Source organism: Mesorhizobium sp. M2A.F.Ca.ET.043.05.1.1 (assembly GCF_003952445.1).
Classification (GTDB): domain Bacteria; phylum Pseudomonadota; class Alphaproteobacteria; order Rhizobiales; family Rhizobiaceae; genus Mesorhizobium.
On the sequence record NZ_CP034446.1, the window covers coordinates 4,828,270 to 4,848,810 of the forward strand.

The 20,541-nt window shown below is 63.9% G+C and carries 26 protein-coding genes; 14 read left to right on the top strand and 12 right to left on the bottom strand.

The window, feature by feature from the left end:
• Positions 1-5: 5 nt before the first annotated feature.
• From iolG to EJ069_RS23300, 5 genes are all read right to left on the bottom strand, one after another.
• Complete coding sequence (iolG, locus tag EJ069_RS23280) at positions 6-998, bottom strand: inositol 2-dehydrogenase (protein WP_126063304.1); 993 nt, start codon at positions 996-998, stop codon at positions 6-8.
• 74 nt (positions 999-1,072) lie between these two features.
• Positions 1,073-1,843, bottom strand: a complete 771-nt coding sequence (locus EJ069_RS23285) for an ATP-binding cassette domain-containing protein (protein WP_126063305.1) — start codon at positions 1,841-1,843, stop codon at positions 1,073-1,075.
• A 2-nt stretch (positions 1,844-1,845) separates the two neighbouring features.
• The gene (locus tag EJ069_RS23290; protein ID WP_126063306.1) at positions 1,846-2,922 is read right to left on the bottom strand and encodes an ABC transporter permease; all 1,077 of its coding nucleotides are present in this window, start codon (positions 2,920-2,922) and stop codon (positions 1,846-1,848) included.
• A gap of 109 nt (positions 2,923-3,031) precedes the next feature.
• On the bottom strand, positions 3,032-3,973 hold the full coding sequence (locus EJ069_RS23295) for a sugar ABC transporter substrate-binding protein (protein WP_126063307.1): 942 nt from the start codon (positions 3,971-3,973) through the stop codon (positions 3,032-3,034).
• A 354-nt stretch (positions 3,974-4,327) separates the two neighbouring features.
• Positions 4,328-5,359 carry a LacI family DNA-binding transcriptional regulator gene (locus tag EJ069_RS23300; RefSeq protein ID WP_126063308.1) on the bottom strand — a complete coding sequence of 344 codons (1,032 nt, stop codon included), beginning with the start codon at positions 5,357-5,359 and terminating at the stop codon, positions 4,328-4,330.
• A 198-nt stretch (positions 5,360-5,557) separates the two neighbouring features.
• Here EJ069_RS23300 and EJ069_RS23305 point away from each other — a divergent pair, with 198 nt between their 5' ends.
• Genes EJ069_RS23305 through EJ069_RS23315 form a run of 3 tightly spaced genes read left to right on the top strand, consistent with a single transcriptional unit; the run spans position 5,558 to position 8,233 of the window.
• Positions 5,558-6,652 (top strand): fatty acid desaturase family protein, encoded by a 1,095-nt coding sequence (locus EJ069_RS23305; protein ID WP_126064853.1) that lies wholly within the window; start codon positions 5,558-5,560, stop codon positions 6,650-6,652.
• A 37-nt stretch (positions 6,653-6,689) separates the two neighbouring features.
• Positions 6,690-7,004, top strand: a complete 315-nt coding sequence (locus tag EJ069_RS23310) for a MocE family 2Fe-2S type ferredoxin (RefSeq protein WP_126063309.1) — start codon at positions 6,690-6,692, stop codon at positions 7,002-7,004.
• Positions 7,001-8,233 carry an FAD-dependent oxidoreductase gene (locus EJ069_RS23315; RefSeq protein WP_126063310.1) on the top strand — a complete coding sequence of 411 codons (1,233 nt, stop codon included), beginning with the start codon at positions 7,001-7,003 and terminating at the stop codon, positions 8,231-8,233. Before EJ069_RS23310 ends, EJ069_RS23315 begins: the two co-directional genes overlap by 4 nt.
• Before the next feature lie 7 nt (positions 8,234-8,240).
• On the opposite strand, the gene EJ069_RS23320 is transcribed toward EJ069_RS23315, so the two are convergent.
• The 7 genes from EJ069_RS23320 to hslV form a co-directional block, all read right to left on the bottom strand.
• The gene (locus EJ069_RS23320) at positions 8,241-9,200 is read right to left on the bottom strand and encodes a DUF1402 family protein (RefSeq protein WP_126063311.1); all 960 of its coding nucleotides are present in this window, start codon (positions 9,198-9,200) and stop codon (positions 8,241-8,243) included.
• Between the two features lie 196 nt (positions 9,201-9,396).
• Complete coding sequence (locus EJ069_RS23325) at positions 9,397-9,840, bottom strand: type II toxin-antitoxin system VapC family toxin (RefSeq protein ID WP_126063312.1); 444 nt, start codon at positions 9,838-9,840, stop codon at positions 9,397-9,399.
• Entirely contained in the window at positions 9,837-10,076 is a 240-nt protein-coding gene (locus tag EJ069_RS23330) for a hypothetical protein (protein WP_126063313.1), read from the bottom strand. The genes EJ069_RS23325 and EJ069_RS23330 overlap by 4 nt, the downstream gene beginning before the upstream one ends.
• A 134-nt stretch (positions 10,077-10,210) precedes the next feature.
• Entirely contained in the window at positions 10,211-11,521 is a 1,311-nt protein-coding gene (gene hslU / locus EJ069_RS23335) for an ATP-dependent protease ATPase subunit HslU (protein WP_126063314.1), read from the bottom strand.
• A 5-nt stretch (positions 11,522-11,526) separates the two neighbouring features.
• On the bottom strand, positions 11,527-12,123 hold the full coding sequence (locus EJ069_RS23340) for a DUF2585 domain-containing protein (protein WP_126063315.1): 597 nt from the start codon (positions 12,121-12,123) through the stop codon (positions 11,527-11,529).
• A gap of 4 nt (positions 12,124-12,127) precedes the next feature.
• Positions 12,128-12,655, bottom strand: coding sequence for a GNAT family N-acetyltransferase (locus EJ069_RS23345; RefSeq protein WP_126063316.1), 528 nt, complete (start codon positions 12,653-12,655; stop codon positions 12,128-12,130).
• Positions 12,656-12,678: 23 nt separating this feature from the next.
• On the bottom strand, positions 12,679-13,230 hold the full coding sequence (gene hslV / locus EJ069_RS23350) for an ATP-dependent protease subunit HslV (RefSeq protein ID WP_040986886.1): 552 nt from the start codon (positions 13,228-13,230) through the stop codon (positions 12,679-12,681).
• Positions 13,231-13,444: 214 nt separating this feature from the next.
• Between hslV and hisB the strand changes: the two genes are divergently transcribed.
• The 11 genes from hisB (at position 13,445) to EJ069_RS23405 (ending at position 20,522) form a co-directional block, all read left to right on the top strand.
• Positions 13,445-14,041 (top strand): imidazoleglycerol-phosphate dehydratase HisB, encoded by a 597-nt coding sequence (hisB, locus tag EJ069_RS23355; RefSeq protein WP_126063317.1) that lies wholly within the window; start codon positions 13,445-13,447, stop codon positions 14,039-14,041.
• Between the two features lie 3 nt (positions 14,042-14,044).
• Entirely contained in the window at positions 14,045-14,518 is a 474-nt protein-coding gene (locus tag EJ069_RS23360; protein WP_126063318.1) for a DUF2628 domain-containing protein, read from the top strand.
• Between the two features lies 1 nt (position 14,519).
• On the top strand, positions 14,520-15,170 hold the full coding sequence (hisH, locus tag EJ069_RS23365) for an imidazole glycerol phosphate synthase subunit HisH (RefSeq protein ID WP_126063319.1): 651 nt from the start codon (positions 14,520-14,522) through the stop codon (positions 15,168-15,170).
• A 2-nt stretch (positions 15,171-15,172) separates the two neighbouring features.
• Positions 15,173-15,463: a DUF1330 domain-containing protein gene (locus EJ069_RS23370; protein WP_126063320.1), complete on the top strand. Its 291-nt coding sequence runs from the start codon at positions 15,173-15,175 to the stop codon at positions 15,461-15,463.
• Between the two features lie 3 nt (positions 15,464-15,466).
• The gene (hisA, locus tag EJ069_RS23375) at positions 15,467-16,210 is read left to right on the top strand and encodes a 1-(5-phosphoribosyl)-5-[(5-phosphoribosylamino)methylideneamino]imidazole-4-carboxamide isomerase (RefSeq protein WP_126063321.1); all 744 of its coding nucleotides are present in this window, start codon (positions 15,467-15,469) and stop codon (positions 16,208-16,210) included.
• Positions 16,210-17,049, top strand: coding sequence for an arginase family protein (locus EJ069_RS23380; protein WP_126063322.1), 840 nt, complete (start codon positions 16,210-16,212; stop codon positions 17,047-17,049). Before hisA ends, EJ069_RS23380 begins: the two co-directional genes overlap by 1 nt.
• Complete coding sequence (gene hisF, locus EJ069_RS23385; RefSeq protein ID WP_189475948.1) at positions 17,046-17,840, top strand: imidazole glycerol phosphate synthase subunit HisF; 795 nt, start codon at positions 17,046-17,048, stop codon at positions 17,838-17,840. Before EJ069_RS23380 ends, hisF begins: the two co-directional genes overlap by 4 nt.
• Before the next feature lie 71 nt (positions 17,841-17,911).
• A complete protein-coding gene (locus tag EJ069_RS23390) occupies positions 17,912-18,235 on the top strand; it encodes a phosphoribosyl-ATP diphosphatase (protein WP_126063324.1) in 324 nt (107 codons plus the stop codon).
• Positions 18,236-18,270: 35 nt separating this feature from the next.
• Positions 18,271-19,230 (top strand): type I pantothenate kinase, encoded by a 960-nt coding sequence (gene coaA, locus EJ069_RS23395; protein WP_126063325.1) that lies wholly within the window; start codon positions 18,271-18,273, stop codon positions 19,228-19,230.
• An 84-nt stretch (positions 19,231-19,314) separates the two neighbouring features.
• Positions 19,315-20,076 carry a glycosyltransferase family 87 protein gene (locus EJ069_RS23400; RefSeq protein ID WP_126063326.1) on the top strand — a complete coding sequence of 254 codons (762 nt, stop codon included), beginning with the start codon at positions 19,315-19,317 and terminating at the stop codon, positions 20,074-20,076.
• Positions 20,073-20,522: a hypothetical protein gene (locus EJ069_RS23405; protein WP_126063327.1), complete on the top strand. Its 450-nt coding sequence runs from the start codon at positions 20,073-20,075 to the stop codon at positions 20,520-20,522. Before EJ069_RS23400 ends, EJ069_RS23405 begins: the two co-directional genes overlap by 4 nt.
• Positions 20,523-20,541 lie beyond the last annotated feature (19 nt).

Sequence of the window (20,541 nt, forward strand, 5' to 3'; positions counted from 1 at the left end):
AACAGTCAGTCGACGCGGACGGTCTTGCCCGTTTTCGCCGACTCCAAAGCCGCGTCGGCCAGCTTCAGCGCGATCAGTCCGTCCTTGCCGCTCGGCGCCGCCTTCTTGCCGGCAGTCGCCGCGGCGATGAAGGAGGCGATCTCATTGGCATAGGCGTCGATGTAGCGGGTCATGAAGAAGTCGTGCAGCGGCGGGCGGGTGTAGCCCTTGTCGTTGGCAAGCTCGATCGAGACCGGCCGCTGGTTCTCGGCCGCGACCATGCCTTTCGAGCCGTGCACCTCGATGCGCTGGTCATAGCCATAGGTGGCGCGGCGTGAGTTGGAAATGACGGCCTGCCTGCCGGACGCGGTTTCGAGGATGACGCTGACCGAATCGAAATCGCCCGCTTCGCCGATCTTCTTGTCGACCAGCACCGAGGCGTGGGCGCTGACGGCAACCGGCTCCTCGCCGAGCAGGAAGCGCGCCATGTCGAAATCGTGGATGGTCATGTCGCGGAAAATGCCGCCGGAGCGGGCGATGTAATCGAGCGGCGGAGCGCCCGGATCGCGGGACGTGATGGTGACCATCTCGACCGTGCCGATGGCGCCGTCGTCGATCGCCTTGCGCACGGCGGCGAAATGCGGGTCGAAGCGGCGGTTGAAGCCGACCATCAGCGTGGCGCCGGTCTTCTCGACCACCGCCAGGCATTTTTCGACGCGCTCGACGGAGAGGTCGATCGGCTTCTCGCAGAAGATCGCCTTGCCGGCCTTGGCGAAGCGCTCAATCAGGTCGGCATGGGTGTCGGTCGGCGTGCAGATGATGACGGCGTCGATGTCCTTGGCCTTTTCGATGGCATCGATGCTGCGCACTTCGGCGCCATAGGCGGAGGCCAGCTCCGTCGCCGCTTTCTCGAAGGCATCGGCCACGGCGACGAGTTTCGCCTGCGGGTTGGAAGCGACGGCGCGGGCATGCACCTTGCCGATGCGGCCGGCGCCGAGGAGAGCGAAGCGGAGTGTCATGGAATTTCCTTCGGGGTGGGGTTGTAGGCATAGCCGCGCCTTGCGGCGCGGATGATTGGTTCGTCGCGACCCCGTCAGGCGGCCTGCAGTTCCGCCTGGCCGGTCTTGGCGCCGGTGATATAGGCGACGATGTCGTTGCCGTCAGTGTCCTGCTTGCGCAAATTGGCGACGATGCGGCCACGGCGGAAGACGACGATGCGGTCGACCAGGTCGAACACCTGGCGCATGTTGTGGCTGACCAGGATCAACGGCTCGCCGTTCTCCTTCAGCGTGCGGATGATGTTTTCGACCTGCGCGGTCTCCTGCACGCCGAGCGCCGCGGTCGGCTCGTCCATGATGATCAGCTTGGAGGCGAAGGTCGCGGTCCTGGCGATCGCCACGCACTGGCGCTGGCCGCCCGACATGTGGCGGATGGTGCTGGAGAGGTTCGGGATCTTCACCGCCGTGCGGACAAGTGCTGCCTCAGTTGCCTTGCGCATCGCCTTGCGGTCGAGGATGGAGAACGGCCCGAGGTTGAACAGCACCTTCTCGCGGCCGAGGAACAGGTTCGACGGCACATCGAGATCGTCGGCCAAAGCGAGGTTCTGGAACACAGTCTCGATGCCTGCCTCGCGCGCCTCGATCGGACCGGCGAAGTTCACCTCCTTGCCGTCGAACCAGATCTTGCCGTCGGTGCGCTGCTCGACGCCGGTGATCTGGCGCACGAAGGTCGATTTGCCGGCGCCGTTGTCGCCCATGATGGCGACATGCTCGCCCTTGCGCAGCTCGAAATTCGCCTCCTGCAGCGCGTGCACGCCGCCATAATGCTTGGTCAGGTTGTCGGTCTTCAGAACGATATCGGACATGGTCAAGCTCCTATCGCGCGGCGGCGCTGGCGCCATTGATCGAGAACGACGGCGCCGACGATGATCACGCCCTTGACCATCTCCTGATAGTAGGCGTCGAGGCGCAGGAAGGTGAAGCCGGAAATGATGACGCCGAAGATAAGCGAGCCGATCACGGTGCCGATGATCGACCCGCGGCCGCCCGACAGCGAAACGCCGCCGATGACCGCCATGGCGATGGCGTCGAGCTCGTACATGACGCCCATGCCGGCCTGGGCGGTGAGGTTCTTGGACGACAGCACCACCGCGGCGATCGAGGCGAGAATGCCGGCGATCGCGTAGACCAGCACCTTGTGGTTGGCGATCTTGATGCCCGACATGCGCGCGGCGTCTTCGTTGGAGCCGATGGCGTAGCAGTGCTTGCCGTATTTCGTGTAGGTCAGGATGAGCTGGAACAGGATCGCCAGCGAGATGAAGATGACGACCGGCATCAGCCCCTTGCCGATGGCCGCGAAGCTGTCGGTCGGGAAGGAGATCGGCTGGCCCTTCGACCACCATTTGGCGATGCCGCGGGCGGTGACCATCATGCCCAGCGTGGCGATGAAGGGCGGGATGCGGGTGTAGGCGATCAAGAGGCCGTTGATCAGGCCGGCGATCAGGCCGCAGCCGATCGCGACCAGCAGCGGCACGATGACCGGCAGGTCGGTCCAGCCATAGGCGATGAACATGGCCTTGGGATTGGGATTGCCATTGACGGTCGCGACCTGGGCGAAGCTCATGGCGATCATGGCGGTGGCGCCGACAATCGAGCCTGAGGACAGGTCGATGCCGCCGCAGATGATGACCTGGGTGACGCCGATGGCGATGATGCCGACGATCGACACCTGCAGGATGATGATCTGCAGGCGCTGCTCGTTGAAGAGCCCGGAGACGTTCTCGCGGGTGTTGAACAAGAAGCTGTCGCCAAGGAAGACGCGGCCGACCAGCTCGAAGGCGGCGACGAGGATAACCAGCGCCAGGAACACGTTGAACTCGGCAGGCCACGGGCGCTTCTTGGCGTCATAGCTCAGCCCGCCAATGCCGTGCGATGTCTGTGACACGTCTTCTTCCTCCGTCGGGGCGCACTTGTCCAGCCTCCCGCGCGGTGGGAGGAAAGGCGGAGCGGCGCGCTTGTTTCGATTGGACGCGCCGCCCCGTATCGAGGGCGCCTCAGTTCTTCTTCAAGAACTTGTCGATGTTCGCCGGCGTCACGAGCTGGAACGGGATGTAGACCTTCTTGTCCACCTTCTCGCCCTTGGCGAGCTTCAGCGCGGCGTCGAGCGCCCCGGCGCCCTGGCCGGCGGCGTCCTGGAAGACCGTCGCGTCGAGATCGCCGGCCTGCATCGCCACCAGCGCGTCCTGGGTGGCGTCGACGCCGCCGACGACGACCGACTTCATGTCGATATTGGCGGCCTTCATCGCCTGGATGGCGCCGATGGCGCTTTCGTCGTTGTTGGCGATGACGCCGTCGAAGGCCTTGCCGGACGACAGCCAGTTGGTCATCAGGTTCTGCGCCTCGTCACGCTTCCAGTTGGAGGTCTGCTTGTCGATGATCTTGATAAAGTTGCAGTCCGGCGTGGCGATGACCTCGTCGATGTCCTTGGTGCGCTGCACCGCGGCCTGGTTGGAAAGCTCGCCCATGATCACATAGACATTGGCTTCCTTCTTGCCGGCTTCCTTGAACAGGCGGCAGACCTCCTTGGTCTCGAGCGTGCCGGAATCAGCTTCGTTCGAAGCGACGAAGGCCTGGTTGTCGGGAAGCTTGTCGACATTGACCGGCTCGCGGTTGACATAGACCAGCGGGATCTTGGCGGCGGCGGCCGCATCCGACATCGCCTGCGTGGCCGAGGTGTCGACCGGGTTGACGATGATGGCGTCGACGCCCGAGGCGGCGAAGTTCTTGATTTGGTCGAGCTGCTTGGCGACGTCGTTCTGCGCGTCCTCGACCTGCAGCTCGACGCCATCCATGCCCTTGGCCTGCGCGATCATGCCGTTGCGCAGCACGGTGAGGAAGTTGTCGTCGAAAAGAGCCATCGAAACGCCGATCTTGGCGGCTAAGGCGGATGAACACATCAGCGCCGAAAGCGCGACGCCCAAAAGAAGTTTCTTCATTTTCTCCTCCACTTGGTGTCCGGCTGCACCTATTGAACCGGAATCCCCGGTTTGCCCGGGGAATCTCTCCCTGCGGCCATGCGGCGTCGCCAATTCGACTGGAACGCCTCTTCCTTCGTTCGAACATCCGTTCCCGGAACGAAAGAACCAAAAGGCCCATTTGGTGAAATATTTATTCCATTTCGTTTTGAAAACGTCAAGGGCGATTCCGACCGGGGCGGCCGGTTTTTCGATCACCGTGGGCGGTGCGAGGACCAAATTCACCGAAATTGGCGCCCGAGCCCGGGTGAACCGCGATGAAAGAATCCATCAGACTGATGGATTCTTTCACATTGGCTATATCGCGATCGGCGCCTAGATATTTTCCGGCAGATAGATGTCGAATGGCAGGAAGGTCTGCCCAGGTGCATTGGCGGCGCCGCTTTCGATGGCATGGGCCATCAGTCCGACGAGTTCCCTGCAAAGCGCGGCGAGCGGCGTCGAGATCACCATGGTGAGGATGTTGTCGGCGAGCGCCGCGCGCGAGACGGCATTGATCTCGTTGCAGATCACGACCGGCATCTCGGTCGGGCGCGCCCTCCGCAGCGCCGAGACCGCGCCCTCCATGCCGCCGCCGGCGACATAGCAGCCGGCGAGATCGGGATGGCGGGCCAGGAGGTCGAGCATGGCGTCATGCGTCACGTCATTGGCCTCTAGGTTGACCAGCGTCTCCATCACGGTGAAGTCCGGCGCGTGCTCGCGGAAGAAGGAGCGGAAGCCGATCTCGCGCAATTCATGGCCGTGGAAGCGATGACTGCCGACGAACAGCGCCACCTTGCCGGGCTTGCTGGCGCCCTTGGCGATCATCCAGGCAGCGCTGCGCCCGACCTTGCGGTTGTCGAGACCGACATAGCCCTCGCGGATGCCGGCGGCGAAGTCGGACAGCAGCGAGAAGACCGGCTGCCCCCTCGCCTTCAGCGTCTCCACGACCGCCGTCAGGTTCGGGTGGTCCGGGCCGACGACGGCGATGGCTCGCGATTTCGCCGCCAGCCCACGCATCTGGGCGGCGATCTCATCGGGCGCCAGCGAAGCGGCGAAATCGATGGTTGCAACGCCGCGAAAACGCTGCGACTGCGCGACCGCCAGCTCGAGCTCCTGGGCGAAATCGCCATAGAAGACGTCATTGCCCCTGAGCAGCAGGAAGCCGAGCCGATATTCCGGCAATTCCTGGCGCATGCGCTGCTTGATCAGCCCGGCGGCGTGATAGCCGATCTCGGTGGCGGCGTCATAGACCCGGCGTGCCGTTTCCTCGCGCACCGGCAGGCGGCTGTTCAGCACCCGGTCGACGGTGGCGACGCTGACGCCGGAGACGCGCGCGAGATCGGTGATGGTCGGGCGCTTTGCCATGAATGCTTCCTCGCTTGTCCCACTCCGGGTACCCGGCTCACCCATAGCTCATTCTGATAGGAAATGATAGAAACTATCTTTGTGATGTTGAGACTATCAGACCTTGCGGCTATGCTGAAGTAGAAAGGCAGCGATGGCGCGAGCCCTGCACGGTCGGGCGGTTCGCCAAGGGCTGGCGGAGGAACCCCAATGACGGCAATCACGTCTTCGGCGTCGCCGCGCGACTACAGCCTGACCGGGCGAGACGCCAGGCTCGCGGTCGAGAACGGTCTCGCGGCGGCCGAGTGGTACCACACCGAGATTCCGCGCAAGCAGATGAAGGAGCTGATGCAGCGCTCCGACCAGCCAGCGATCCGCGACACCATCATCTGGCTGGCCGCTTTCGTCGTCAGCGCCGCGGGCGGCATCTGGTTCTGGGGCAGCTGGTGGTGCGTGCCGTTCTTCTTCGTCTACGGCACGCTTTACGGCTCCTCGACCGATTCCCGTTGGCACGAATGCGGCCACGGCACGGCCTTCCGCACGCAGTGGATGAACGACGCCGTCTACCAGCTCGCCTGCTTCATGATCATGCGCAATCCGGTGACCTGGCGCTGGAGCCATACGCGCCATCACACCGACACCATCATCGTCGGCCGCGACCCGGAGATTGCCGTGATGCGGCCGCCGGACCTGTTGCGCGTGGTGCTGAACTTCTTCGGTATTCTCGACGCCTGGCACGCAATGGTCGACATGGTGCGCAATGCAGCCGGCGTCATCAGCGCCGCGGAAAAGACCTTCATTCCCGAGCCGGAGCAGCCGAAGGCGATCCGCGTCGCCCGCATCTGGCTCGTCATCTACATCGCGACCATCGCGCTGGCGTTTTATCTGCATTCATGGCTGCCGCTGATGCTCGTCGGCCTGCCCCGCCTCTATGGCGCCTGGCATCACGTGATGACCGGCCTGCTGCAGCATGGCGGACTCGCCGAAAATGTCATCGATCACCGCCTGAACAGCCGGACGGTGCTGATGAATCCGATCAGCCGGTTCATCTACTGGAACATGAACTACCATGTGGAACACCACATGTTCCCGATGGTGCCCTATCACGCGCTGCCGAAGCTGCATGAATTGATCAAGCACGATTTGCCGGCGCCGACGCCTTCGATCCTGGCCGGCTATCGCGAGATGATCCCGGCCTTCCTGCGCCAGCTGCGCAACGAGGATTATTTCCTCAAGCGCGCGCTGCCGCCGACGGCGAAGCCCTACCGGGAAGAACTGCACAACGACAATCCGGTGGCGGCCGCGGCTGAGTGAGCTGCCGAAGGCTGACCAGGAATTTCACGAGGACGAGATGAGCGACTGGGTCGAGGCCTGCGCGGCCGGAGATATCGATGAAGAGGACGTGATGCGGTTCGACCATGCCGGACGCACCTTCGCCATCTACCGCAGCCCGGACGACGAATATTTCGCCACCGACGGCCTGTGCACGCATGAAAAGGTACATTTGGCGGACGGGCTGGTGATGGACGACATCATCGAATGCCCCAAGCACAATGGCCGCTTCAACTACAAGACCGGCGACGCGCGCGGCGCGCCGGTCTGCGTCAACCTCAGGACTTATCCGGTCAAGGTCGACGCCGGAAAGGTCCTGATCCAGGTCGGATGACGGCTATGGCGGGGATGGTGATCATCGGTGCGGGCGAGTGCGGCGGGCGCGCGGCGCTTGCGCTCCGCGATCTCGGCTATGACGGGCCGGTGACATTGGTCGGCGACGAGCCGCATCTGCCCTATGAGCGGCCGCCGCTGTCGAAGGATGCGATGACCGGCGAGGCTCCCGCCATCAAGGCGATCGCCAGCGACGAATTGTTCGCCGAACGCTCGATCCGCCACATCCATTCCGTCCGGGCCGTCGCGATCGATCGTGCCGCGCACACCGTGCAGCTGTCGGACGGCTCTTCGCTTGCCTACGACAAGCTGCTGCTGGCGACCGGCTCCGTACCGCGCAAGCTGCCGATGCCGGGGCTCGGGGGCCGTTGCGTCTATCTCAGGACCTTCAACGATGCGCTTGCCATCCGCGCCCATCTCAACGCCGGAAAGCGTGTCGCCATCATCGGCGGCGGCTTCATCGGGCTGGAGCTTGCCGCCTCGGCGCGCAAGCTCGGCGCCACAGTCACCGTCATCGAGGCGCAGCCGCGCATCCTGATGCGCGGCGTGCCGGCCGAGATCGCGGAAATCATCCACAAGGCGCATGAGGCCGAGGGCGTTGCGATCCGCACCGGCCAGGGGATTGCGGCGATTGCCGATGAAGGCAAGGAAGTCGGCATCACGGCCGGCGGACAGAGGATCGTCGCCGATCTCGCGGTGATCGGCATCGGCGCCGTGCCGGTGACGGCGCTTGCCGCCGAAGCAGGACTTACAATCGACAACGGCATCGCCGTCGACGAGCATTTGCGCACCGCCGACCCGGATATCTTCGCCGCCGGCGATTGCTGCTCGTTTCCGCTGGCCATCTATGGCGGCCGGCGCCTGCGGCTGGAAGCCTGGCGCAACGCCCAGGAACAGGGCGCGCTGGCAGCAAAGAACATGCTGGGCGCCGACGAGGCCCATGCCGCCGTGCCTTGGTTCTGGTCGGATCAGTACGGGCTGACCTTGCAGATCGCCGGGCTTTCGGACGAGGGCAAGAGCATCGTGCGGCGCGACCTCGACGACGGCGCCTTCATCCTGTTCCATCTGGCCGAGGACGGCAGGCTGGTCGCCGCCAGCGGCATCGGCCCCGGCAATGCGGTGGCGCGCGATATCCGGCTGGCCGAAATGCTGATCGCCAAGCGGGCGAGGCCGGCGCCGGAAGCGCTCGGCTCGCAAGCGGTCAAGCTGAAATCGCTGCTGGCGGCTTGAGGTCTGGTTAAAAAAGCGCCTTCAGCTCGTCCAGCTTGTCGTTGACCAGCCAGCCGTAATAGTTCTCCTCGGGCAGCTTTTCCGGTTCGCCGGCGGCGCGGCGTCTGTCGTTCTCGGCCTTCAGCGCATAAGCCCGCTGCTCGGGGTTGCCGACATTGTAGAGCGTGGCGGTAAGCCCCGGATTGTGAGAGATGTCGAAGCCTGCGATGCCGCGATAGGCGTCGATCGACTTCCGGATGGTCGCGGCGACGTAAGGCAGCGTCAGGTCCGGGTCCATGATGGTCTTGTAGACCGCATTGGGATCCTCGACATCAAGCTTCGGCAGGCCGGAGACCTTGTGCACGAGATCGCTCATCTGCAGCGCGGTCAGTGGATTGAGCTGGCCGAGACCGAAGGTCTGGCCGGCGTAATAGGGCTGGAAGAAGGTGGCGCCGAAGCGGTCGTTGGGGAAGCTCGTGCCGCCGACGGTCTTGCCGCGAAAGGCATGGTTCCACACCTGCTCGCGGCATTCCCACAGATCGTAGCTGTCGTCCATGCCGGCGCATTTCTTGAATTCCGGCCGCTGGACGAAATCGCTGACATCCTCGCCCTCATAGGCAAAAGTCAGCTTGCTCGACAGATAGGACATCGCCTTGACGTAATAGGTCTGCAGGCGGTCATAGGCGTCGACATTGTAGGTGTGCTCGCCAACGATGGCGCCGACGATATGCATCGGATCGATGCCGTAGGCTGCCGCCACCTTCCTGATCTTGCCGCGCAGCTCGGCATCGTTCTGCAGCAAGGCGTAGACTTTCCGGTACTTGGCCTGGAAGGTGGTGTTGGTTGCCTGGGTGCGCCGGCTGGACGCGCCCGGAATGTCCGGCTGCACGGCGTTGCGATTGCCCGGAGGCACCATGGTCGCGGCATCGGCGATCGTCACCGCCGCCGCCAAAGCGATGCCCAGAAAAAGCAGGATATATTTCTTCATGCCGCCGCCTTTGAATTCGCGGCAAACTAGGAAAAGCGCACGACAGAGTCGAGGGAAGGCGCGGTCAACCGGATCAAAAGGTGCCAGATGGTACCATCTGGCCACACTGCAGGTTTGAGGTAAAGGACCGTCGCCAAGAGATGAGCCGTCGTTGCGTTGCCGGCTGACAAGAACCGGCGGGTATCGATCAACGGCATTAATTCGAACCGGCTGAGAGCTGCTCCAAGGTCACGCAGAGGTTCGCGATTTCACGGGGAGCCTTCTGGTGCAGCACTCGGACAAGGCGTTCGTCCGCGGTCACAAAGCGACAGCTTCGGCTCATCGCAAGGCAGACATACATGCAGTCATAGGCCGGATGACCGATATCCGTCGCCAGTTCGGTCGCTTTGGCGAGCAATCCCCGCATGCCGAACAATTCGATATCGCTGCGCTCCAGCAAGCTTGCGGCCATCTTCGCCTCTTCGCGATTGACCTCGCCGCGCTGGACCTTCTTCCAGAGAATGTTGGCGCACTCAACGATGAGCAGTTCCGGCGCCGCGAAGCGTCGACCATGCCGCAAGCCAAGCGCCAGAGACGTACCCTCCTCCTCGACCACCCATTTGACCGCGATGCTGGCGTCGACGACGAGCGTTTCCGTCACCGTTCGTCACGTCCTTGGCGCAGCAGCACTTCGGAGGGTGTTTGCTTTCGCTGCGCGGTGAGCAGCCGCAGCCGGGCCGCCAGTTCATCGAACGACGGCTCACTCTCATTTTCCAGCGCCTGCCTAAGGATTTCACGGTGCTCGGCCTCAGCCGAGCGCCCATGCCGGGCGGCACGCATCTTCAGCTTGGCGATCAAGTCGTCATCCAGATTGCGGACGTGCAGATTTCCGGCCATGCGCCTTGGTGCTCTCATTGAGCCCAATGATAGCATTGGGCCAGTATCCAATCAAGACGCGCGCTGGACGCGGCAGATATCCGTCCGTGCGCGCAACGAGCGAGAGGAAGGATAGCTGCCGCCGGCGGCGGAGCCTACAGGATGAAGCGCGACAGGTCAGTATTGCGCGACAGGTCGCCGACATGCTTCTCGACATAGGCGGCGTCGATGGCGACCGCCGTGCCGTTGCGATCCGGCGCGTCGTAGGAGATCTCGTCCAGCACGCGCTCCATCACCGTCTGCAGGCGCCGGGCGCCGATGTTCTCGACGCTGGCGTTGAGATCGACCGCGATGCCGGCCAGCGAATCGATGGCGTCGTCGGTGAAGGTCAGCTCGACGCCCTCGGTCTTCATCAGCGCGATATACTGCTTGATGAGGCTCGCCTCGGTCTCGGTCAGGATGCGGACGAAATCCGCCTTCTCCAGCGCGCGCAGCTCGACGCGGATCGGCAGGCGGCCCTGCAGCTCGGGCAGCAGGTCGGACGGCTTGGACACGTGGAAGGCGCCGGACGCGATGAACAGGATGTGGTCGGTCTTGATCGGCCCGTATTTGGTCGCGACCGTGGTGCCTTCGACCAGCGGCAGCAGGTCGCGCTGCACGCCCTCGCGCGACGGACCGCCCGAAATGTCGCTCCTGGCCGCGATCTTGTCGATCTCGTCGAGGAAGACGATGCCGTCATTCTCGGCCGATTCCAGCGCGCGGCGCACGACCTCGTCCTGGTCGAGCAGCTTGTCGGATTCGTCGTTGACGAGCAGCGCATAGGAATCGCGGACCGTGGTCTTGCGGGTCTTGGTCCTGCGGCCGCCCATCGCCTTCGACAGCATGTCGTTGATGTTGAGCACGCCGACATTGGCGCCGGGCATGCCGGGGATCTCGAAGCCTGGCATGCCGCCATTGCCGGTGTCGGCCACCTCGATCTCGATCTCCTTGTCGTCGAGCTCGCCGTCGCGCAGCTTCTTGCGGAAGCTATCGCGCGTGGCCGGGCTCGCCGTCTTGCCGACGAGGGCTTCCAGCACGCGCTCCTCGGCATTGATCTGGGCGCGGGCGGCGACGTCCTCGCGCATCTTCTCGCGGGTCAGGCCGATGGCGACCTCGACGAGGTCGCGCACGATCTGCTCGACATCGCGGCCGACATAGCCGACCTCGGTGAACTTGGTCGCCTCGACCTTCACGAAGGGCGCGCCGGCGAGTCGCGCCAGGCGGCGCGAGATCTCGGTCTTGCCGACGCCGGTCGGGCCGATCATCAGGATGTTCTTCGGCATCACCTCTTCGCGCATCTGGCCTTCCAGCTGCTGGCGGCGCCAGCGGTTGCGCAAGGCGATGGCCACGGCGCGCTTGGCGTCCTTCTGGCCGATGATGAAGCGATCGAGTTCCGAAACGATTTCGCGGGGAGAAAAGGTGCTCATATTACTCAAATTCCACTTTGCCACTGCCTGATGGACTCGAACGGATGCAGCAGCATGATCACGTTGAGCGTCAGATTGTCCCGGATGATGTAGCCCGTGCCGAGCTCGAAGATGAGCGCCAGGGCCACGATCACCCATATAGGTAGCTTTCGCGCCATCACAAATCCCAGCACCATGAACAGCGTGTCGGACACCGAGTTGATGATCGAATCGCCGTAATAGTTCAGCGAGACGGTGCCGGCGCGGTAGCGCTCGATGATGAAGGGGCTGTTCTCCAGGATTTCCCAGCCGCCTTCGATGAGCACGGCGAAGGCGAGCCTCAACCCCACCGGCGAGCGCGGGAACAGCGCCCAGGCCAGCGCATAAAACAGGAAGCCGTGGATCACATGCGAGAAGGTGTACCAGTCGGCAATGTGCTGGGAATTCTCCGAGCTGTTGACCACGCCGTGCCAGAGTTTCACGTAGCCGCAGGTGCAGATCGGCGGATGGCCCATGCCGTACAAGGTGCCCGCCTGGAACACGATCAAGGCGAGCACGAGCAGCAGGCCCATGCGCCAGCTGTCCTCATAGGCGGAAAGCGTCTTGTCCTCAGGCGCAGTCATTCGGTCAGTCCCCCAGATTTTCATCGTCGTCTTCGTCCGCATCGACGGCCATCAGCACGACGTCCCCATATTGCGAATGCCTTTGGCCGATAGGCCTGAAGCCTGCCTTCTCATAGGCGCGGATGGCGCGGCCATTGTCGGGATGCGGATCGATGATGACGCGCGGCGCGCCTTCCTCGAACAGCTCCTCGACGAACTGGCTCAGGATTGCCGAGCCATGGCCGACACCAACCAGCTCCGGCGGGCCGATCGACAGATCGACGCCCAGCGTGCCGAAGGGCTGGTCGGCATAGGGATGGCCGTCCTCCAGATGCGGGTCATAGCTCTGCAGATAGGCGATCGGCCTGCCGTCCAATTCGACGATCAGCGGCTCGACCGAGACCGAATCCATATGCTCGCGGATCTCGGCGATCTCCTTGTCCGGATCGTCCCACCATTCAGCGACATGCGGCTCGCGCAGCCACCTGGCGATCAGCGGCAGATCCTTCTCGGTGACCGGCCGAAAATCGTAGCTATGCTGCTGGTTGGCCATGATCCTCTCCCCGATCATGGGCCTCAGGCGGCATCGAGCGTTTCGACCACGAAATTGTTGTTGGTGTAGACGCAGATGTCGGACGCGATCTGCATGGCCTTGCGGGCGATCTCCTCGGCGTCCTTGTCTGTGTCGATCAGCGCGCGGGCCGCGGCCAGGGCGTAATTGCCGCCGGAGCCGATGGCCATCACGCCATGCTCGGGTTCCAGCACGTCGCCATTCCCGGTCAGCGCCAGCGAGACCGACTTGTCGGCGACCAGCATCATGGCTTCCAGGCGGCGCAGGTAACGGTCGGTGCGCCAGTCCTTGGCGAGCTCGACGCAGGCGCGCGTCAGCTGATCGGGATATTGCTCGAGCTTGGCTTCGAGCCGCTCCAAGAGGGTGAAGGCGTCGGCAGTGGCGCCGGCGAAGCCGGCAATGACGCTGCCGCCCTTGCCGATGCGGCGCACCTTGCGGGCGTTGCCCTTCATGATGGTCTGGCCAAGGCTGACCTGGCCGTCGCCGGCGATCACCACCTTGTTGCCCTTGCGCACGCTGATGATGGTCGTTGCGTGCATGGTGAGTTCATTCGACATTTTGAGCTCCGATTCGCGCTATCCCTTGAAGGCGATTGGCGCGGTACGAGTGAGTTGGATCGGCCATATGTATGCATAAGGCCAATGATTGCAAACCGGCCGCGGCGAAGGCCGATAGTGGCCGGAATGGCAACTGGCAATCGCCGGATCATGCTGATAGAAGGCTTTCGTTTTCAAGCCCGAGGGCCCCGACCAGGGCAATAAGGACACGACGATGACGCGTTCGGCCGAAGTCAGCCGCAAGACCAAGGAAACCGAGATTTCGGTCTCGGTCCATGTCGACGGCAAGGGCAAGGCCGACATTTCGACCGGCGTCGGCTTCTTCGACCATATGCTCGACCAGCTGTCGCGCCATTCGCTGATCGACATGACGATCAAGGCCAAGGGCGACCTGCATATCGACGACCACCACACGGTCGAGGACACCGGCATCGCCATTGGCCAGGCGCTGAGCAAGGCTTTGGGCGAGCGGCGCGGCATCATGCGCTACGCCTCGATCGACCTTGCGATGGACGAGACGCTGACCCGCGCGGCGATCGATGTCTCCGGCCGGCCCTTCCTAGTCTGGAACGTCGCCTTCTCGTCGCCGAAGATCGGCACCTTCGACACCGAGCTGGTGCGCGAGTTCTTCCAGGCCATGGCGCAGAATGCCGGCATCACCCTGCATGTGACCAATTACTACGGCGCCAACAACCATCACATCGCCGAAACCTGCTTCAAGGCGGTGGCGCGTGTGCTGCGCGCAGCGCTCGAGCCCGATCCGCGCCAGCCCGACGCGGTGCCGTCCACCAAGGGATCCCTGAAAGGATAGGCTATGGCGGTCTATGTCGTGATGGAGTCGCCGGCCGGCAACAACGCCGAGGACATCCGTTTCGTGCGCGACGGCTTCACATGGCTCGGCTTCCTGTTCTCGCCGCTTTGGCTGGCCTGGAACCGGCTCTGGATGGCGGCCGTGCTGACCTTCATCGTCATGGCGATCCTGTCGGCGACCGGTGAGAAGCTGGGGCTCGAATGGGCCGGATCGATGCTGTCGCTGCTGGTCTCGCTTTACATCGGCTTCGAAGGAAAGAATTTACGCATCGCTTCGCTGCGCCGGCGCGGCTGGCGCGAATGGGGCGTGATCGAGGCCGGCAATCTCGCCGATGCCGAGACACGTCATGCGCTGGACGCCGGCGAGAAGTGCGAGGAGCAGGCAGCCCTGCCGCGCATCGTACCGGACGCATCGCTGGCGCGCCCGCCGCAAACCGGCATGGCGCTCGGCCTGACCCATACGCCCGGAAGGCCCTGACATGCGGGTAGCCATCATCGACTACGGCTCGGGCAATCTGCGCTCGGCCACCAAGGCCTTCGAGCGCGCGGCGCGCGAGGGAGGCATCGCCGCGACGATCGAGCTGACGGCCGACGCCGAGCGGGTGCGTTCCGCCGACCGCGTCGTGCTGCCGGGCGTCGGCGCCTTTGCCGACTGCGCCGCCGGCCTGCACGCGGTGCCAGGCATCTGGGAGGCGGTGGAGGAAGTGGCGCTTCGTAAAGGGCGGCCGTTCCTCGGCATCTGTGTCGGCATGCAGTTGATGTCGCAACGCGGGTTGGAAAAGACGATCACCAAGGGCCTCGGCTGGATCGCCGGCGACGTCAAGGAGATCAAGCCCTCCGATCCGGCACTGAAGATCCCGCAGATCGGCTGGAACACGATCGAGCTTACGCGCGAGCACCCGCTGTTTTCCGGCATCGAGACCGGCCCGAGGGGGCTGCACGCCTATTTCGTGCATTCCTATCACCTGGAAGCGAAGAATCCGGACGAGGTGCTGGCGGTTGCCGACTATGGCGGCCCGGTGACGGCCGCGGTCGCCCGCGACAACCTCGCCGGCACGCAGTTCCATCCCGAGAAGAGCCAGGCGTTGGGCCTGGCGCTGATCACCAATTTCCTGAAATGGAGGCCCTGAAAATGAGCAGGAAGGGCTATTGGATGGCGATGATCGATGTCCGCGATGCGGACGTCTACAAGCAGTATATCGAGGCGAATGCCGTCGCCTTCGCGAAATACGGGGCGAAATTCGCGGTCCGCGCGGGCCGCTACGAGAGCCCGGAAGGACCGACCGGCAACCGTCACGTGCTGGTGGAGTTCGAGTCCTACGACAAGGCAATCGAATGCTATCATTCGCCTGAATATCAGCACGCCTCGAAATTCCGGCTCGCCGCTTCGACCGGTCATTTCGTCATCGTCGAGGGCGCCTGACCCATGATCCTGTTTCCAGCCATCGACCTCAAGGACGGCAAATGCGTGCGCCTGAAACACGGCGACATGGCCACCGCCACGATCTACAATGACGACCCCGCCGCACAGGCACGGGCCTTCGAGGACCAGGGCTTCGAGTGGCTGCATGTCGTCGACCTCAACGGCGCCTTCAAGGGCCAGAGCGTCAACAGCGCCGCGGTCGGGGCTATCCTCAGGGCGACGAAGAACCCGGTGCAGCTCGGCGGCGGCATCCGCACCTTGCCGCAGATCGAAGACTGGCTGGACCGCGGCCTGACGCGCGTAATCCTCGGCACCGTGGCGGTGCGCGAGCCGGAGCTGGTCAAGCAAGCCTGCAAGGCTTTTCCGGGAAAGATCGCGGTCGGCATCGATGCCAAGGGCGGCAAGGTGGCCGTGGAGGGTTGGGCCGAAGCCTCCGAGCTCGGCGTCATTGAGCTCGCCAGGAAATTCGAGGGCGCCGGCGTTGCCGCCATCATCTACACCGACATCGACCGCGACGGCGTGCTGACCGGCATCAACTGGGATTCGACCATCGACCTCGCGGAAGCGGTTTCCATTCCCGTGATCGCATCCGGCGGCCTCGCCTCGATTGCCGACATCGTGCGCATGACCATGCCCGACGCGCAAAAACTCGAAGGCGCGATCTCCGGCCGCGCCCTATATGACGGACGTATCGACCCGGCCGAGGCGCTGGCGATCCTGCGCGGCGAACGGGCGGAGGCAGAATAGTGAACATCTCGATCATCCTGGCATCCTATGACAGCGGCCATTTCCACGGTGGCTGCGGCCAGGGCCCGGACGCGCTCATCTCGGGCGGGCTGGCCGAGGCGCTGAAGCTCGCCGGCCACGAGGTCGAGGTGAACGACATCGGCAAGGTGGTCGAGGACGAAGAAGAGCGCGAGATCGGCACCGGCTTTGCCGTCTGCAACGCCGTTTCGGGCGAGGTCCGCATGGCGCTGGACAAGAAGCGGTTTCCGATCGTGCTGGCCGGCAACTGCCTGACCGCCGCCGGCGCCGTGGCGGGCGCAGGCGCCGACGCCATCATCTGGGCCGACCAGCATGGCGACCTCAACACGCCGGAGACCACCACAACGGGCTTCCTCGACGGCATGGCGCTGGCCACCGTGCTCGGCCTCTGCTGGCGGTCGATGGCGGCGCAGATCCCCGGCTTCAAGCCGGTCGATCCGTCGCGCAGCGTCCTGGTCAACGCGCGCGACCTCGACGCCGCCGAAAAGGAACTGCTGGAAAAGCTGCCGATCATCCGGACCGAATGCCCCGACTGGAAGAGCGCGGCGCAAAGGCTGAAAGCCGACGGCGCCAAGCGGGTGCACATGCATGTCGACCTCGATGTGCATGACCCCGAGAAGCTGCAGGCCAACCGCTACACCACGCCCGGCGGCCCGGCGCCGGAGCAGGTGCGCATGGCGATGTGCGGCCTCGCCGGCCCACTCACCATCGCGGGGCTCACCATTTCCGCATATGATCCGGCCTTCGACCCCAAGGGCGACGTGCCGCCGCTGGTCGGCGAGCTGGTGGTCGACCTGCTGTCCACCCTGGAAAGCAAGTGATGCTGAAAGCCCGCGTCATCCCCTGCCTAGACGTCAAGAACGGCCGCGTGGTCAAGGGCGTCAATTTCGTCGACCTCATCGACGCCGGCGATCCGGTCGAAGCCGCCAAGACTTATGATGCCGCGGGCGCCGATGAGCTTTGCTTCCTCGACATCACCGCCTCGTCGGACAATCGCGAGACCATCTTCGACGTGGTCGCCCGGACCGCCGAGCAATGCTTCATGCCGCTCACCGTCGGCGGCGGCGTGCGCCAGGTGGCCGACATCCGCAAGCTGCTTCTGGCCGGCGCCGATAAGGTGTCGATCAACACGGCGGCGGTGATGAACCCGGATTTCGTCACGGAAGCCGCCGACAAGTTCGGCAACCAGTGCATCGTCGTGGCCATCGACGCCAAGAAGGTGTCGGCTGCCGGCGAAGCCGACCGCTGGGAGATCTTCACCCATGGCGGGCGCGAGAAGACGGGCATCGACGCGGTCGACTTCGCCGCACGCATGGTCGATCGCGGCGCCGGCGAGATCCTGCTGACCTCGATGGACCGCGACGGCACGAAGGCCGGCTACGACATTGCGCTGACCCGCGCCGTCGCCGACGCGGTGCGCGCGCCGGTCATCGCTTCAGGCGGCGTCGGAACGCTCGATCACCTGGTCGAAGGCATACGCGACGGCCATGCCGGCGCCGTGCTTGCCGCCTCGATCTTCCATTTCGGCACCTACTCGATCGCCGAGGCCAAGGCATACATGGCCAAGGCCGGCCTGCCGATGCGGCTGGACTCGGCCGCCCATCGGGCTTAAAGCATGATCCCGCAAGGTTGGGGACCGGTTTCGGAAAAGATCATGCTTAAACAAGCAGATAGATGACCGACATGGCTCAATTTTCGCTCGCCGAGCTGGAAACGATCATCCATCAGCGCGCCCATTCCGGCGACCCGGACTCATGGACGGCGAAACTGTTCGCCAAGGGCATGGAGAAGGCGGCGCAGAAGCTCGGCGAGGAGGCTGTGGAAGCCGTGATCGCCGCCATACGCGGCGACAAGCAGGCCCTCGTTTCGGAAAGCGCGGATCTTCTGTATCATTGGCTGGTCGTGCTCGGCATCGCGGGCGTTCCGTTGGACGACGTGCTCAAGGAGCTCGAGGGCCGCACCGGCCGCTCGGGGGTTGCCGAAAAGGCGTCCCGCCCCCGGGTTTGACGCCCGGGGCGACGGCGAGGAGGGCAGGAAACCCGATGGACCAGCTGACTCCGACCGAGAAGTATTCCCCTTATCGTTTCTTCTCCGCCGAGCAATGGTCGCAGTTCCGCGCCGACACGCCGCTGACGCTGACCGAGGACGAGATCGCCCGCCTGCGCTCGCTCAACGACCCGGTCGACCTCGAAGAGGTCAAGCGCATCTACCTGTCGCTTTCCCGCCTGCTCTCGGCCCATGTCGAGGCGAGCCAGCTGCTGTTCAGGCAGCGCCAGGCCTTCTTCAAGGCGCAGGACATCGTCAAGACGCCTTTCATCATCGGCATCGCCGGTTCGGTCGCGGTCGGCAAGTCGACCACGGCGCGCGTGCTGAAGGAGCTTCTGGCGCGCTGGCCATCGAGTCCCAAGGTCGATCTCATCACCACCGACGGCTTCCTGCTGCCCAACGAGATCCTGCGCCGCGAGAACCTCATGGAGCGCAAGGGATTTCCCGAGAGCTACGATGTCGGCGCGCTGCTGAGATTCCTGTCCGGCATCAAATCGGCGCAAGGCAGCGTCCGCGCGCCGGTCTACTCGCACCTGACCTATGACGTCATCCCCGGCGAGTTCGTCACCATCGACCGTCCCGACATCCTGATCTTCGAAGGCATCAACGTGCTGCAGCCGGGCAAGCTGCCGAAGGACGGCAAGATCGTGCCGTTCCTCTCCGACTTCTTCGATTTCGCCATCTATATCGATGCCGACGAGAAGCTGATCCACCAATGGTACATCCAGCGCTTCATGCGGCTGCGCGAGACCGCCTTCCGCAATCCGGACTCCTTCTTCCACCGCTATTCGCAGCTTTCCGAGGACGCCGCGCGCGCCATCGCCGAGGGGCTGTGGGCCAACATCAACCTGAAGAACCTGCGCGAGAACATCCTGCCGACCAGGGCGCGAGCCGACCTCATCCTGCGCAAGGGCGCCAACCATTTGATCGAGGAAGTGGCGCTGAGGAAGCTTTGAGGCCCTGCGCAGGGCTCCCGGCGGCCGGTTTTTGGGTTTCTTAAGGGAATCCTGCAAGAAACCGAGCAGCAACGGGCAAGTTTCATGCAAGGGCTGCTGGCACTGCCAAAGCCATATCTGTTCGTCTTCGCGGCCGCATGCCTGGCTGCGGCGGTCCTGGCCGGCTCGACCCTCGGCGCCCTACTGGCGCCAGGCCTCGATCCGAACCTCGCCGACAAGGATTTCGCCAACTATTGGATGGCGTCCAGGCTGTTGCTCTCCGGCGGAGTGCAGGACCTGTTCGGTCCTTGGAATATCTATTTTCACCATCTGCAGGAGGTTTTCGGCGGCGAATATCCCTGGCACAATTGGAGCTATCCGCCACATTTCCTTTTCCTGGTCTGGCCATTCGGGTTGTTTGGCTACAAAACCGCGCTGCTGCTTTTTCTGGCGACGACGGGTATCGCTTTCCTTTTCGCCTATCGTGCGTTCATCGGCGAACGGAGCCTCGTGGCTTGGGTGGCCGCGATGCCCTTCATGGTTGTCAACTTCTGGGCGGTGCAGAACGGCTATCTCTGCGCGGCACTGGCCCTCGGCGCGCTGGCAATGCGCGAAAAACGGCCCATCATTGCCGGCATGCTGCTCGGCCTGCTGACGATCAAACCGCAGCTCGGCCTGCTGTTTCCCTTCCTCCTTGTGGCTGAGCGGCGATGGACCGTGATTGCCAGCGCCACTATCTCCACGCTGCTTTTGGCGGCAGCCTCGGCCGCGGTCTTCGGGGTCGATTCCTGGGCGGCTACATCCAGCACGTCGTGCCGTACCAGAACGCGGTCATGCAGTTGCTCAGGGGTCTGTTCCTGGCAATGATGCCCTCCGTCTATGGTGCGTTCCGCAACTGGGATTTCGATCCGGATCTGGCGCTGGTGATGCATCTCTCAGTGGCCGCGCCCGTGGCGCTGGTCGTGATTGCGGCCTTCTTCCGAGTCAATGGCACGCGCGACCGCGAGATTCTTCTGCTGATCGCCACATTCATCATCACCCCTTATGCGCTGGCCTACGATCTCGGCCTGCTCGCCGGCGCGCTCGGGTTGATGGCTTTGAAATATCCGCCGCGGCTGGAGGGCAAGGGGCGGATCATCATCTTGACCTTGGCGATGCTGCTTCCTCTTGCCATGATCCTGTTCGGGTTGCTGAAGATTCTGCTCGCCACGATTGTTCTGTTCGCGCTCTTTTTCGTGGCATTGCACGACGCCGGCTTTACGCCTGACTTCTCTCGGTGGCGCGTGAACGCCAAGACGGACGCAACGCCATAGGTTTTGCCGGTGCCCAATT